Raw genomic sequence first — 15397 nt, 5'->3', positions numbered from 1 at the left:
TCCGGACAACCAATTGACAGGGCTCTATCGGCGCCGCTAGACCTGGGGTCCACCGATGCGGAGGGAACTCGATGGTCGAGTCAGCGGAGTCCTGTGCGTACGACCTCATCACCATGGGGCGCGTCGGCGTGGACCTCTATCCGCTGCAGACCGGCGTGCCCCTCCCGCGGGTGACGTCCTTCGGGAAGTTCCTCGGCGGCTCGGCGGCCAACGTGGCGGTCGCGGCGGCCCGGCTCGGACGGCGTACGGCCGTGGTGTCGCGGACCGGGGACGATCCCTTCGGCACGTATCTGCACGAGGCGCTGCGGGACTTCGGCGTCGACGACCGCTGGGTGACCCCGGTCCCCGGACTGCCCACGCCGGTCACCTTCTGCGAGGTGTTTCCGCCGGACGACTTCCCGCTGTACTCCTACCGGCAGCCGAAGGCCCCCGACCTGGAGATCGACGCCCACGAACTGGACCTGGACGCCATCCGGGACGCCCGGATCTTCTGGGTCACGGGTACGGGCCTGAGCGAGGAGCCCAGCCGTACGGCGACGCTCGCGGCGCTGGCCCACCGCGCCAGGTCGGGCCCGACGGTCTTCGACCTGGACCGGCGGCCGGCCTTCTGGAGGGACACGGCCCGCAAGGACGCCTCGGCCGCCCGCCCCTTCTACGCCGAGGCCCTGCGCCACACCACGGTCGTCGTCGGCAACCTCGACGAGGTGGAGGTCGCGACGGGCCTGCGCGAACCGCACGCGGCGGCCCGCGCCCTGCTCGACGCGGGCGTGGAACTGGCCGTGGTCAGGCAGGGCCCCAAGGGCGTCCTGGCCGTGCACCGCGACGGCGACTTCGCGGAGGTCCCCCCGCTCCCGGTCACGGTCCTCAACGGCCTCGGGGCCGGTGACGCCTTCGGCGGCGCCCTCTGCCACGGCCTGCTGGCCGGCTGGGACCTGGAGCGCGTCATGCGCCACGCCAACGCCGCGGGCGCCATCGTCGCCTCCCGGCTGGAGTGCTCCGCCGCCATGCCGACGCCCACCGAGGTCGAACAGGCCCTCGCGGCGGGGGCGGTGCCGCGGTGAGCCCCAGTGCCGTGCTTCCACCGGGCGGTGGTTGTACGGTGCGCACAGAGGGGAATAAAGAGGGCAAAGTGTTTGAACACCTGGGCGAGGAGCGCGTGTTCGCCGAAGCCACCGGCTTCGGTCACGCCCCCGTGGTGCCCGGGCACAGATCGCCTCCGGCGCGGAAGTCCGCTTCGCCCTGGCAGGAGCGAAGTGCGAGCGACGACTCCCCGCCCGCTACGGCTCCGCGCCGGAGGTTCCCGATTCCCCTGTACGCGGTGCGGATCGGCGGGCCCGCCGTAGAGACGTAGGGCCCGTTCAGACGTATGACGTGGCGGATCAGCTTCCATCCGTGATTCCACCCGTGACACGCAGAGAGCACAGAGGGCCACCGATGACAGAGCCGCGGTCAACGACGACAAGGCTGACGGTCGCACAGGCGCTGGTGCGGTTCCTCGCCGTCCAGTACACCGAGCGCGACGGTGTGCGGCGCCGCCTGATCGACTCCACCTGGGGCATTCTCGGCCACGGCAACGTCGCCGGACTGGGCCAGGCGCTCGTGGAGTACAGCGCCGACATGCCGTACCACCAGGGCCGCAACGAACAGTCCATGGTGCACGCGGCGGTGGGCTACGCGCGTCAGTCCAACCGCCTCTCCGCCCAGGCCGTCACCACATCCGTCGGCCCCGGCGCCACCAACCTCGTCACGGGCGCCGCCCTCGCCACGATCAACCGCCTCCCGGTGCTCCTGCTGCCCGGTGACGTCTTCGCCACCCGCCCCGCCGACCCGGTCCTCCAGCAGCTCGAAGTCCCCTACGCGGGCGATGTGTCGGTCAACGACTGTCTGCGCCCGGTCTCGAAGTACTTCGACCGGATCACCCGCCCCGAGGCCCTGGTCCCGGCCGCCCTCCAGGCGATGCGCGTGCTGGCCGACCCGCTGGACACGGGCGCCGTCACCCTCGCGCTGCCGCAGGACGTCCAGGCGGAGGCCTTCGACTGGCCCGACGAGTTCTTCGCCGAACGCGTGTGGACCGTACGCCGTCCGGTCGCCGACCCCGCACACCTGGCCGCCGCGGTACGGGCCGTACGGACGGCCAGGCGCCCCCTGGTCGTCGCGGGCGGCGGGGTCCACCACAGCGAGGCCGAGGACGCGCTGCGGGAGTTCGCCGACCTCACCCGTGTCCCGGTCGCCTCCACCCAGGCGGGCAAGGGCTCGCTCGCCTGGGACCATCCGGCGGACGTCGGCGGCATCGGGCACACGGGCACGGCGACCGCCTGCGAACTCGCCCGCACCGCCGACCTGGTGATCGGGATCGGCACCCGCTACACCGACTTCACCACCGCCTCCGGCACCCTCTTCGCCGCCCCGGGCGTGCGTTTCCTGAACATCAACATCGCCTCCTTCGACGGCCACAAGATGGCCGGACAGCCGCTGGTCGCCGACGCGCGCGCCGCGCTGGAGGCCCTCACCGCGGCCCTCGCCCCGCACGGCCACCGCGCCGGGCCCGCGTACGTCACCGAGTACACGGACGACAAGGAGCGCTGGGAGCACCGCGTCGACGCCGCCTTCGAGGCGGAGGACCCCTACGCGCGGCCGACCCAGCCGCAGGTCCTCGGCGCGCTCGACGACCTGGTCACCGGCGACGACATCATCGTCAGCGCGGCCGGCTCCCTCCCCGGCGACCTGCACAAACTGTGGCGCGCCCGGTCCCGCGACCAGTACCACGTCGAGTACGGCTACTCCTGCATGGGCTACGAGATCCCGGCCGCGATCGGCGTCCGCCTCGCGGCCCCGGACCGGCCCGTGTGGGCACTGGTCGGCGACGGCACGTACCTGATGATGCCCACCGAGATCGTCACCGCCGTCCAGGAGGGCATCGCCATCACGGTGGTCATCCTGCAGAACCACGGGTACGCGTCCATCGGCGGCCTCTCCCAGACGGTGGGCGGCGAACGGTTCGGCACCGCCTACCGCCACCGCGCCGAGGACGGGACGTACACCGGGCGCCCGCTCCCCGTCGACCTGGCCGCCAACGCGGCGAGCCTCGGCATGCGGGTGCTGCGCGCCAAGACCGTGGACGACCTGCGGAGCGCCCTCGCCGAGGCACGGGCCGCCGACACTCCCACATGTGTCTACGTGGAGACCGAAACGGCAGACACAGTGTCGGGCGCGCCCCCGGCGCAGGCCTGGTGGGATGTTCCTGTGGCCGAGACCGCGACCCGACCGTCGGCGGTCAAGGCACGCGCGCTGTACGAACGGCTGGCCTCCACCCGGCGCCGCCATCTGTGACGTAGTTCCTGGGCATGACAAGGAGTTCTCGGGCATGACGAAGATCGTCAACCACTGGATCGGCGGCAAGCCCGTCGAAAACGCTGCGGGCGCGTCGGGTACGTACGGGTCGGTCACCGACCCCGCGACCGGCGCCGTCACCACCAAGGTCGCCTTCGCGATCGTCGAGGAGGTGGACGCCGCGGTCGCCGCCGCGAAGGACGCCTACGCGACCTGGGGCACCTCCTCGCTCGCCAAGCGGTCCGGCATCCTCTTCGCGTTCCGTGCGCTCCTCGACGCCCATCGCGACGAGATCGCCGAGCTGATCACCGCCGAGCACGGCAAGGTGCACTCGGACGCGCTCGGCGAGGTCGCGCGCGGCCTGGAGATCGTCGACCTGGCGTGCGGGATCACCGTCCAGCTGAAGGGCGAGCTGTCGACCGAGGTGGCCTCGCGGGTCGACGTGGCCTCGATCCGCCAGCCGCTCGGGGTCGTCGCGGGCATCACGCCGTTCAACTTCCCGGCGATGGTGCCGATGTGGATGTTCCCGCTGGCCGTCGCCTGCGGCAACACCTTCGTGCTCAAGCCGAGCGAGAAGGACCCGTCGGCGGCGGTCCGGCTCGCCGAGCTGTTCGCGGAGGCCGGACTGCCGGACGGCGTGCTGAACGTCGTCCACGGCGACAAGGTGGCCGTCGACCGCCTCCTGGAGCACCCGGACGTCAAGGCGGTCTCCTTCGTCGGCTCCACCCCGATCGCCCGGTACATCCACACCACCGCCTCCGCCAACGGCAAGCGCGTCCAGGCCCTCGGCGGGGCCAAGAACCACATGCTGGTCCTGCCGGACGCCGACCTGGACGCGGCGGCCGACGCGGCCGTCTCCGCCGCCTACGGTTCGGCGGGCGAGCGCTGCATGGCCATCTCGGCCGTCGTCGCGGTCGGCGCGATCGGCGACGAACTGGTCGCGAAGATCCGCGAGCGCGCCGAGAAGATCAAGATCGGCCCCGGCAACGACCCGGCCTCCGAGATGGGCCCGCTGATCACCGCGGCCCACCGCGACAAGGTCGCCTCGTACGTGACGGGCGCAGCCGCCCAGGGCTGCGAGGTCGTCCTCGACGGCACCGGGTACAGGGTCGAGGGACGCCCCGAGTACGCGGACGGCCACTGGATCGGGCTCTCGCTGCTCGACAAGGTGCCGACGGACTCGGACGCCTACCGGGACGAGATCTTCGGCCCGGTGCTGTGCGTGCTGCGCGTGGACACGTACGACGAGGGGGTGGCCCTCATCAACAACTCGCCCTTCGGCAACGGCACCGCGATCTTCACCCGGGACGGCGGCGCGGCCCGCCGCTTCCAGCTGGAGATCGAGGCGGGCATGGTCGGCGTGAACGTGCCGATCCCGGTCCCGGTGGGCTACCACTCCTTCGGCGGCTGGAAGGACTCCCTCTTCGGGGACCACCACATCTACGGCAACGACGGCACGCACTTCTACACCCGCGGCAAGGTCGTCACGACCCGCTGGCCGGACCCCTCGGAGGGCCCGGCGGGCGTGGACCTCGGGTTCCCGCGCAACCACTGAGTCCGCCCGGACCCCTCACCGACGGCCCGCCGTCCGCCTCACCGACGGCGGCGGGCCGCAGCCGTGTCCGGGACCGCCGGGACCTCCGGGATCGCGCCTGCCTCACCCCGGTGAACTCCGCAGTCCTTTGCCTTCAGGGGCGCGGGGAACGGCGCAGTCCTTTGTCTTTAGGGGCGCGGGGAACGGCGCAATCGGTTCGCTTTCAGGGGCGCGGGGAACGGCGCAATCTTTTGGCTTTGAGGGGCGCGGGGAACGGCGCGACAAGCCACAACGGGCCCGCATCCGGCCACGGACAGGCCCCCACCCCCTCCCCGCCGTACCGCAACCGCGGTACGCGGCAGGGTACGCGTACTCCTACGGGATACCGCAGAGCTCCGCCCACCGACCGCACCCCCGCCCCACAACGCCCCGTACCGTTGAAGCATGGATCTTCGAATGCCCGCAGCACCACGACGGTGGTTGCGAGGGCCGCGCCGGTTGACCGCCGCGGCCCTCGTCGTCGTGCTGGCCGGCGCCGGGACATGGACCGCGGTCGCCTCCGACGGCGCACCCGCGGTGCACCGCGCCGACCGCGTCATACCCACGGCGGACGGAGTGAAAATCGACACGTCGTACTTCACCTCCGGTGCCCCTGGTGCCTCCGGTTCCGCCGGCTCCGGCGACCGCCGCCCCGCCGTCCTCCTGACCCACGGCTTCGGCGGCGACAAGGAGGACGTACGCAAGCAGGCGGAGAACCTCGCCCGCGACGGATACGCGGTCCTGACCTGGTCCTCCCGCAGCTTCGGCAGATCCACCGGCAAGATCGGCCTGAACGACCCGAAGGGCGAGGTCGCCGACGTCTCCAAGCTCATCGACTGGCTCGCGAAGCGCCCCGAGGTCGAGCTGGACAAGGCCGGCGACCCCCGGGTCGGCGTCGCCGGAGCCTCGTACGGCGGCGCGGTCTCCCTCCTCGCGGCCGGTTACGACCAGCGGGTGGACGCCATCGCCCCGGCGATCACGTACTGGAACCTCGCGGACGCCCTGTTCCCGAATGGCGTCTTCAAGAAGCTCTGGGCCGGCATGTTCATCAACTCCGGCGGCGGCTGCACCAAGTTCGAGGCCCAGCTCTGCGAGATGTACGAGCGCGTCGCGGAGTCCGGGAAGCCCGACGCCGCGGCCGTGAAGCTTCTTGAGGAGCGCAGCCCCTCCGCCGTCGGCGACCGCATCAAGGTCCCCACGCTCATCATGCAGGGCCAGACCGACTCCCTCTTCCCGCTCGGCCAGGCCGACGAGATCGCCAAGGCCGTCAAGGCCAACGGCGCACCGGTGGACGTCGACTGGATCGCCGGCGGCCACGACGGCGGCGACATGGAGACGGACCGCGTGCAGGCGCGCGTGACGTCCTGGTTCGACCGCTACCTCAAGGACGACAAGAACGCCGACACGGGCCCCGCGTTCCGGGTCACCCGCACCGGAGGCATCGACTCGACCGACGGCGGGGCCCAACTGCGGGGCGCCGACGGGGACACCTACCCCGGCCTGACCGGCGGTGACCGGAAGGTGGCGCTGGGCGGACGCGAGCAGGAGTTCTCCAACCCCGCGGGCGCCAGCCCGCCGGGCATCTCGGCGCTGCCCGGTCTCGGCGGCGCCGGCGGCCTCTCCCAGCTGTCCTCGCTCGGCGTCGGGGTGTCGCTCGACTTCCCGGGCCAGTTCGCGCGCTTCGACTCCAAGGCCGTGACGAAGGACCTGCGGATCACCGGCTCGCCCACCGTCACGGTGAACGTGAAGTCGACGACCGGCGAGGCCGTCCTCTTCGCCAAGGTGTACGACGTGGGCCCCGGCGGCCGGCAACAGGTCCTGCCGTCCCAGCTGGTCACCCCGATCCGTGTCACGACCGGCCGGAGCGGTGAGAACGGCGGGAGTGGGAAGGACGTCCGGCTCGCCCTGCCCGCCATCGACCACGAGGTGCAGGAGGGCCACCACCTGCGCCTGGTCCTCGCCTCGACCGACCTCGGCTACGCGTCCCCGACGGCCCCGGCCACGTACACCGTCTCCCTGAAGAGCGACCTCGCCCTACCGACCGCGCCCGCCGTGACGACCGCGGCGGCCTCGCTGCCCGCCTGGGTGTGGTGGCTGCCGATCGCCGGCGCGCTGACCGCGCTGGCCCTGCTCCTCACGGGCCGCCGCCGGACCACCGCGACCCCGCCCGACCCGGCGCTCGCCGAAGTCCCCCTCCAGATCACGGACCTGAGCAAGCGGTACGCGAAGTCCTCGGACCGCTATGCCGTACGGGACCTGTCGTTCCGCGTGGAGAAGGGCCAGGTACTCGGTCTGCTCGGCCCGAACGGCGCGGGCAAGACCACCACCCTGCGCATGCTCATGGGCCTCATCAAGCCCGACGGCGGCGAGATCCGGGTCTTCGGCCACGCGATCCGGCCGGGCTCACCGGTCCTCTCCCGGGTCGGCGCCTTCGTGGAGGGCGCGGGCTTCCTCCCGCACCTCTCCGGCCGCGAGAACCTCGACCTGTACTGGCAGGCCACCGGACGGCCGCCCGAGGACGCCCACCTGGAGGAGGCGCTGGAGATCGCGGGCCTCGGAGACGCGCTGTCCCGCGCGGTCCGCACGTACTCCCAGGGCATGCGGCAGCGACTCGCCATCGCCCAGGCCATGCTCGGCCTCCCCGACCTGCTGATCCTCGACGAACCGACGAACGGCCTCGACCCGCCCCAGATCCGCGAGATGCGCGAGGTGATGATCCGTTACGCCGCCGCAGGACGCACGGTCATCGTGTCCAGCCACCTCCTCGCCGAGGTCGAGCAGTCCTGTACGCATCTGGTCGTCATGGACCGGGGCCGACTCGTCCAGGCGGGCCCGGTCCACGAGATCATCGGCTCCGGCGACACCCTCCTCGTCGGCCTCGCGACCGACATCGCGGACCCGCTGGTGGACAAGGTGGCGGCACTCCCGGGCATCGACTCGGCGGTCCGCACGGACGACGGCCTGCTGATACGGCTGACGGCGCGGGCCGCGGCGGCTGTGGACTCCGGAGCCGCGAGCTCTGGGGCGGCGGGCGCCGGGACGGCGGGCTCGGGAACGGCGGGTTCGGGAACGGTGAGTGCCGGAACGGCGAGTTCGGGAACGGCCGTCGACGACTCCGCGGCAGCCGCCCGGCTCCTCGTGGAGCTGGTCCGGCTGGAAGTACCGGTGGCCTCCCTCGGCCCCCACCGCCGCCTGGAGGACGCGTTCCTGACCCTGATCGGAGGCTCCGCGTGAGCACACTTGTAGAGCGTGCCGAAGTGGCGGACGGTTACCGGGCCGGGCGCACCCTGCCGTTGCGCGTCGAGCTGATGCGCCAGCTGAAGCGCCGCCGCACGCTGGTCATGGGGGCGATCCTCGCCGCCCTGCCGTTCGTACTGGCCGTGGCCTTCGCGATCGGCGGCCAGCCGGAGGGCCGCGAGGGCCGGGTCTCCCTCATGGACACGGCGACGGCGTCGGGCGCCAACTTCGCCGCGACGAACCTCTTCGTCTCGGCGGGCTTCCTGCTGGTCATCCCGGTCGCGCTGTTCTGCGGCGACACCATCGCCTCGGAGGCCAGCTGGTCCTCCCTGCGCTACCTGCTCGCCGCACCCGTGCCCAGGGCCCGCCTCCTGTGGTCCAAGCTCGTGGTCGCGCTCGGCCTCAGCCTCGCCGCGATGGTGCTGCTGCCGGTCGTCGCGCTGCTGGTGGGTTCGGTCGCGTACGGCTGGGGTCCGCTGGAGATCCCGACCGGCGGCGCCCTGTCCGCGGGCACGGCGGCCCAGCGCCTGGTGATCGTGATCGCGTTCATCTTCGCGTCCCAACTGGTCACCGCCGGGCTCGCGTTCTGGCTGTCGACGAAGACCGACGCCCCGCTGGGCGCGGTGGGAGGCGCCGTCGGCCTGACGATCGTCGGGAACGTACTGGACGCGGTCACCGCCCTCGGCGACTGGCGCCACTTCCTGCCCGCGCACTGGCAGTTCGCGTGGGCCGACGCGGTGCAGCCCAACCCCGAGTGGGGCGGCATGATCCAGGGCACGGCGGTCTCGGTCACGTACGCGCTGGTGCTGTTCGCGCTGGCGTTCCGCGGTTTCGCCCGCAAGGACGTGGTGTCGTAGAGGCCCCGTGACGCGGCTTCTGTCCTACCCTCCCGGTGCCCTTCGGACCCTCCGGTGACCCCCAGGTCTCCGGAGGGTCACCCACCGGTCTCGACCGCCGCCCACCGTGGCCGCATCGAGATCCATCCGCAATGCCTCGGGCCGCTCCTTCCGCCCGCTTCGGCCGTCACAGTCACAGACGTCGGCTCACAGCGGTCACCGAGGGGACACACATGAGGCGCACCGAACGGCATCGGACAGAGCGGCCGGACACGGCGGACACGGCGGAGACGTGGGGAGGGCCCCCGGGCTCGCGGCGACTGCGACTGCGACTGCCACGGCCACTGCGGCGGCAGCGTGCGCGCGGCGCGTTCGTCGCTGCGACCGTCGCCGCGACCGTCTCGCTCGGACTCCTGCTCACCGCCTGCGGCGGCGGGACCGGCGAGGACTCGGACAACCGGGGCAGCAGCGAGGCCCGCCAGGACAACGGCTTCCCGGCCCCCGCCCCGGGCCGGCCGACGGGCCCGCCGGACACGGGCGGGGAAACCGACCGGGGCGAGGGAGACGAAGGCAAGGGCGAACTCCGGGAGACCGCGCCCCCGGCCGACCACCTCTCCACGTTCGCCCTGGACGTCGACACCGCGTCGTACGGTTACGCGCGCCGGACTCTGCGGGAGGGCCGGCGGCCCGACCCGTCGACGGTCCGCCCCGAGGAGTTCATCAACAGCTTCCGCCAGAACTACGAGCGCCCCGACGGCAACGGCTTCACGGTCACGATGGACGGCGCCCGCACGGCGGCCCCTGAAGACGGCTTCGGCGAGGAGAACCGGGACTGGCGACTCCTTCGCGTCGGCCTCGCCACCCGGGGGGCCGAGGACAGCGGCGAACGACGGCCCGCCGCCCTGACCTTCGTCATCGACGTCTCCGGTTCCATGGCGGAACCGGGGCGACTCGATCTGGCCAAGGAATCCCTGGACGTGATGACGGACCGGCTGCGCGACGACGACGCGGTCGCGCTGGTCGCCTTCAGCGACGAGGCGAGGACCGTGCTGCCGATGACACGCCTGGGCGACCACCGGGGCCGCGTCCACGAGGCGATCGACACCCTCGAACCCACCGACTCGACCAACCTCGGCGCGGGCGTCACGACCGGCTACCGTACGGCCGTCGAGGGGCTGCGGGAGGGCGCCACCAACCGGGTCGTGCTGCTCTCCGACGCCCTGGCCAACACGGGTGAGACCGACGCCGACGCCATCCTCGACCGGATCGCGGACGCCCGCCGCGAGCACGGCATCACGCTCTTCGGGGTCGGCGTGGGCAGCGACTACGGCGACGCGCTGATGGAACGCCTCGCGGACAAGGGCGACGGCCACACCACGTACGTGTCCGGTGCGGAGGAGGCCCGCAAGGTCTTCTGCGACGAACTGCCGCGCAACATCGACCTCACGGCGCGGGACGCCAAGGCGCAGGTGGCCTTCGACCCCGAGACGGTCGACCAGTTCCGGCTGATCGGCTACGACAACCGTCAGGTCGCCGACGAGGACTTCCGAGACGACCGGGTGGACGGCGGCGAGACGGGTCCTGGCCATACGGTCACGGCGCTGTACGCGGTGCGGGTGGTGCCGGGCGCGCGGGGGCACGTGGCCACGGCGACCGTGCGGTGGCTGGACCCCGCGACCCGTGTCCCGCACGAGGAGACGGGCCGGGTGGAGGCGGACTCCCTCGACGGGCCGCTCTGGGGTCCGGCGACCGCGCGCAGCGGACTGCAGGTCACGGCGGTCGCCGCGTACTTCGCGGACGCGCTGCGCTCGGGTGACGGCCGGTGGAGTGCGCTGCCGGGAGCGCCGCCGTTGCGTGAACTCGCCCGCCACGCGTCGGATCTGGCCGCAACGACGGAGAGCCCCCCGATCCACGACCTCTCAGTCACGATCACCCAAGCGTCGACCCTGCCCACCTAGCCCCACCACGCAGTTCCCCGCGCCCCTGGGGGGAGAGCCTGAGCCCGAGGGAAAGGCCGCAGCCGGGCGGGGGCTGACCGCGCAGTTCCCCGCGCCCCTTTGGGGGTGGGCCTGAGGCCGAGGAAAGGGTGCGGCTGGGTGGGGGCTGGCCGCGCAGTTCCCCGCGCCCCTTGGGGGGGCTTGAGGCCGCCGGACAAGTGCGGCCCGCCGAGGGCTGGCCGCGCAGTTCCCCGCGCCCCCAAAAAAGACGGCCATCCGCGGCGACGCCACACCCCCGCCCCTCCAGGGGCGCGGGGAACGGCGCGCTCAGCCCCCACCCACCCGCACTCGAATCCCGACGGGAGGTCCCCCCACCGAAGGGGCGCGGGGAACGGCGCGCCCAGCCCCCACCCACCCGCACCTGAATCCCGACGGGAGGTCCCCCCACCCCAGGGGCGCGGGGAACGGCGCACCCAGCCCCCACGCACCCGCACCTGAATCCCGACCCCCCGACCGGAGGTCACCCGCACAGCTCCCCCTCCGCCCGCCCCGCATCATTCGGAAAGCGGAACGACGTCCGCTCCCACGCCCCCGCCACATTCCGCAGGAAACGCCCCGCCGTCAACGGCCCCCGCACAGCCGCGTCCAGCTCGGCCAGAGCCCCGCACCGCAGTGCCCGCCGCGCCGCGTCCACCTCGGCAGGGGAGACCCACGCAGGCGCCCCCACCCCCCGGTCGGCCGCCAGCCAGGCCGCCGGCAGGTGCTTGTCGTGGCCCACCCGCCCCGCCCCGACCCGCTCGGAATGCGCCGCCAGGGGATACGCGAGCCCGATCGGATCCAGCGCGGCCCCGTCCAGCGGCACGACCGAACCGTTGAACCCCAGGACCACATAACTCGCCGTCACCCCGCCCGAAGAGCCCTGCACCCACCCGTCCTTGCCCAGCACCAGCACAGGCGCCCCCGAGCGACCGGCCGCCGCCACCTGACGCGCGTACCGCAAGTGATGCGGCGCCCCCGCGAAGGTGTGCCGCACCGGATGCGGATCGGCGTTGTGCCGCACGTACACCCCGCGCTCGTCCGCGATACCGGCCGGCCCGATCTGCCCCCCGTACGGCATCCGCAGCCAGCCCGCGCAGACCACCGCCCACACGCCGACGCCGACCGCGGCCAACGCGCCCACCCGCGTCGCCGGAACAGCGAACACGGGCAGCAGCATCAACAGCAGCCCGGGCAACAGCATGCGCCCGTGCATGAAGTCACCGCCGACCTTCACCACGTACAGCCAGCACAGCAGCCCGGCGACGACGGGCGCGAGCGCGGGAACGAGCCGCACCACCCCGGACCCGCGCCGACCCCCGTACAGGCCTCCGCGCGTGGGCAGCACGGCCGCCGCCACGAACAGCGCGGGCACCCACAGCAGATAGGGATGCGCGAAGTCCCCCAGATAGACCAGCCCCCGCCCCCACAGGCTCTGCGAGGCCTCCTTCGTCACGGCGGGCAGCGGCACCAGATGCCCGTAGTACCCGGCCCTGAACACCTCGTACGCGACCGGCAGCGCCCCCGCCGCCCCCGCCCCCGCGAACACCCCCCGCCACGACGGCCGTACGAGCAGCCACTGGGCGCCCAGGAACACCACGGTCACCAGCCCCAGATCGGGCCGCACCAGGGGACCGAGCCCGATGACGAGAGACGTGACCGGCGATGCGGGCCTAGCCGTCAGCGCCAGCCACGCCCCGGCGATCCAGCACGTGGCGAGCCCCGTCTCCAGCCCCGAGGTCGCGAAGTCCCACACGGGCGGCAGCCCGAGCAGCACCAGCGACCCCAGCGGCACGGCCACCCGCCCGCCGTACGTCCGCAGCGCGCCGATCCCCGCCAGCGCGAACCCGGCCACGGTCAGCAGCAGCCCCCCGTACACCGCCGCCGTCGCCGGATCGACCCCCGCCGCCCCGGCCGCGACGAGCAGCCACTGCCACAGGGTGCCGGTGGACGACTCGACCCGCTCACCCGCGTTGAACACGGGCCCGTTCCCCGCGAGCACCTGCCGCACGGTCCGTACGTAGATGTAGGCGTCGTCGGACATCCACCGCCGCCGGAACCCCGCGTACGCGATCAGGAGCGCGGGCACGACCCACACGGCCACCCACACCGCCACCCGCAGCCGGTCCGCCCACGCGGTACCGGGGCCGGACCCGGGCGGCGGCGACAGGACGGACGACGAGGGCGGCCGGCCCCTGCCGTAGGAGAAGTACGAGGGGCGGGCGGGGGAGTGCGTCGACGTCATGATCCGTTCATCGGCCCACGTCCGGCCGAGCTTGACGGGCCTGTTGAAAATCCCCTACGCATGAGTAAGTTTACTCTGCAGTAAGTAAGCGTCACCGCAATGAGCAAGCCCCACCGCACCGCGAGCCGCCACCGGGAGCCTTCATGGGCGTACGCAGGGAACTGAAACAGGCGAAGAAGCGCACCGATCCGAGGGGCCGTGTCCAGGTCGACCTCACGAAGGACGGGAGCGGCGCGGTCCGTGAGGCGCGCATGCCCGTCCTCGCGCCGAGGACCACCACCGGCAGCATCGCCGACCTGCCCTTCACCAACGCGGCCGAGGCCCCCGACGCCGTGGTCCTGCGCCGCAGCGAACGCGGCACCTGGCAGCCGGTGACCGCCGCCGCCTTCGCCCGCGAAGTCACCGCCGTCGCCAAGGGGTTGATCGCGGCGGGCCTGGAACCGGGCGGCCGCGTCGCGGTGATGTCCCGTACCCGCTACGAGTGGACGCTGCTCGACTTCGCGATCTGGGCCGCGGGAGGTCTGTCCGTCCCGGTGTATCCCACCTCCTCGCCCCAGCAGATCGAGTGGATCGTCCGGGACTCCGCCACCCGTCTCGTCGTCGTCGAGACACCGCAGAACGCGGCGGCGGTCACCACCGGCACGGCCGACCACCCGGTGCCCCCGCACATCTGGCAGCTCGACGACGCGGCGGACGGGGCCGACGCCGGAGGAGCCGTCCGCCGCGGAGCCGTCGCCGAACTGACCACCCTGGGCCGCGACATACCCGACGAGGAGGTCACCAAGCGCCGCACCGCCCTGACCCCCGACACCGTCGCGACGATCTGCTACACCTCCGGCACCACCGGCCGCCCCAAGGGCTGCGTCCTCACCCACGCCAACCTGTACGCCGAGGCCGCCAACACCGTCGAACTCCTGCACCCCGTCTTCAAGGAGGTCACCGGCCAGCAGGCCTCGACCCTCCTCTTCCTCCCGCTCGCCCACATCCTGGGCCGCACCCTCCAGATCTCCTGCCTGATGGCACGGATCGAGCTGGGCCACTTCCCGAGCATCAAACCCGACGAACTCCGCCCGGCGCTCCGGGAGTTCCGGCCCACCTTCCTGGTCGGCGTGCCCTACCTCTTCGAGAAGATCCACGGCACCGGCCGCGCCACCGCCGAGCGCATCGGCCGCGGCGCCTCCTTCGACCGCGCCCACCGCGTCGCCGTCCGCTTCGGCGAGCAGCACCTGGACAAGTTCCTCGGGCGGGGGAAGGGGCCGGGACCCGGTCTCTACGCGGCCTGGGCCCTGTACGACCTGCTGGTCTACCGCCGTATCCGCAAGGAGATCGGCGGCCGTACGCGCTACGCCATCAGCGGCGGCTCCCCGCTCGACCGCGACCTCAGCCTCTTCTTCTACGCCGCCGGGATCCTCGTCTACGAGGGCTACGGACTGACGGAGACCACCGCCGCCGCGACGATCGTCCCGCCCCTGCGGCCCCGCCCCGGCACGGTGGGCCTCCCCGTACCGGGCACGGCCGTCCGTATCGCCGACGACGGCGAGGTGCTCATCAAGGGCGGCATCGTCTTCGGCGCCTACTGGAACGACCCGGCCGCCACCGACGCCGTCCTGACCGACGAGTGGTTCGCGACCGGCGACCTCGGCTCGCTCGACGAGGACGGCTACCTCACCATCACCGGCCGCAAGAAGGACATCCTCGTGACCTCGGGCGGCAAGAACGTCTCCCCGGCCGTCCTGGAGGACAGGCTGCGCAGCCGGCCCCCCGTCGGCCAATGCGTGGTCGTCGGCGACAACCGCTCCTACATCGCCGCCCTGATCACCCTGGACCGCGAGGACCTCGCCCACTGGCTGTACGTCCGCGGGATGCCGGCCGACACCCCGCTGTCCGAGCTGGTCGGCGACCCCCGGTTGCGTGCCGACGTCCAGAAGGTCGTGGACCACGCGAACCAGGCCGTCTCCAGGGCCGAGTCGATCCGCGACTTCGCCCTGGTGGAAGGCGAGTTCACCGAGGACAACGGCCTGCTGACCCCATCCCTGAAGATCAAGCGCCACGCGGTGACGGAGGCGTACGCACGGGACATCGACGCGCTCTACGACAACCCGCCACCCACACGGGAACATCCCGTACGGGAACAGCACACACGGGAACAGCGGGCCACCCCCGAGGGGTGACCCGCTGTTCGCGGAGCTTGGTGGAGCCAGGA

8 protein-coding genes are annotated in these 15397 nt (G+C 72.7%); 7 read left to right on the top strand and 1 reads right to left on the bottom strand.

Annotation, left to right across the window (positions count from 1 at the left end; translation table 11 throughout):
- Window positions 1-71: 71 nt before the first annotated feature.
- The 6 genes from iolC to ACH4DZ_RS06990 all read left to right on the top strand — a co-directional run bounded on the left by iolC (window position 72) and on the right by ACH4DZ_RS06990 (window position 10934).
- Window positions 72-1061 carry a 5-dehydro-2-deoxygluconokinase gene (gene iolC, locus ACH4DZ_RS07015; protein WP_398285904.1) on the top strand — a complete coding sequence of 330 codons (990 nt, stop codon included), beginning with the start codon at window positions 72-74 and terminating at the stop codon, window positions 1059-1061.
- Between the two features lie 373 nt (window positions 1062-1434).
- On the top strand, window positions 1435-3330 hold the full coding sequence (gene iolD, locus ACH4DZ_RS07010; RefSeq protein ID WP_398285903.1) for a 3D-(3,5/4)-trihydroxycyclohexane-1,2-dione acylhydrolase (decyclizing): 1896 nt from the start codon (window positions 1435-1437) through the stop codon (window positions 3328-3330).
- A gap of 34 nt (window positions 3331-3364) precedes the next feature.
- Window positions 3365-4885: a CoA-acylating methylmalonate-semialdehyde dehydrogenase gene (mmsA, locus tag ACH4DZ_RS07005; protein WP_398285901.1), complete on the top strand. Its 1521-nt coding sequence runs from the start codon at window positions 3365-3367 to the stop codon at window positions 4883-4885.
- A 423-nt stretch (window positions 4886-5308) separates the two neighbouring features.
- The gene (locus tag ACH4DZ_RS07000) at window positions 5309-8137 is read left to right on the top strand and encodes an alpha/beta fold hydrolase (RefSeq protein ID WP_398285900.1); all 2829 of its coding nucleotides are present in this window, start codon (window positions 5309-5311) and stop codon (window positions 8135-8137) included.
- Window positions 8134-8997: an ABC transporter permease gene (locus ACH4DZ_RS06995; protein WP_398285899.1), complete on the top strand. Its 864-nt coding sequence runs from the start codon at window positions 8134-8136 to the stop codon at window positions 8995-8997. Before ACH4DZ_RS07000 ends, ACH4DZ_RS06995 begins: the two co-directional genes overlap by 4 nt.
- A gap of 212 nt (window positions 8998-9209) precedes the next feature.
- A complete protein-coding gene (locus ACH4DZ_RS06990) occupies window positions 9210-10934 on the top strand; it encodes a von Willebrand factor type A domain-containing protein (protein ID WP_398285898.1) in 1725 nt (574 codons plus the stop codon).
- A gap of 499 nt (window positions 10935-11433) precedes the next feature.
- Here ACH4DZ_RS06990 and ACH4DZ_RS06985 read toward each other — a convergent pair whose 3' ends face one another.
- Entirely contained in the window at window positions 11434-13194 is a 1761-nt protein-coding gene (locus ACH4DZ_RS06985) for a hypothetical protein (protein WP_398285897.1), read from the bottom strand.
- A 143-nt stretch (window positions 13195-13337) separates the two neighbouring features.
- On the opposite strand from ACH4DZ_RS06985, the gene ACH4DZ_RS06980 reads away from it, so the two are divergent.
- Window positions 13338-15365 carry an AMP-dependent synthetase/ligase gene (locus tag ACH4DZ_RS06980; protein ID WP_398285896.1) on the top strand — a complete coding sequence of 676 codons (2028 nt, stop codon included), beginning with the start codon at window positions 13338-13340 and terminating at the stop codon, window positions 15363-15365.
- Window positions 15366-15397: the final 32 nt, after the last annotated feature.

This window comes from Streptomyces sp. NPDC017991 (assembly GCF_044328075.1).
Taxonomy (GTDB): Bacteria; Actinomycetota; Actinomycetes; order Streptomycetales; family Streptomycetaceae; genus Streptomyces.
The sequence above is the reverse complement of the archived record's forward strand: the minus strand, read 5'-3'. Positions and strand labels throughout refer to the sequence as shown.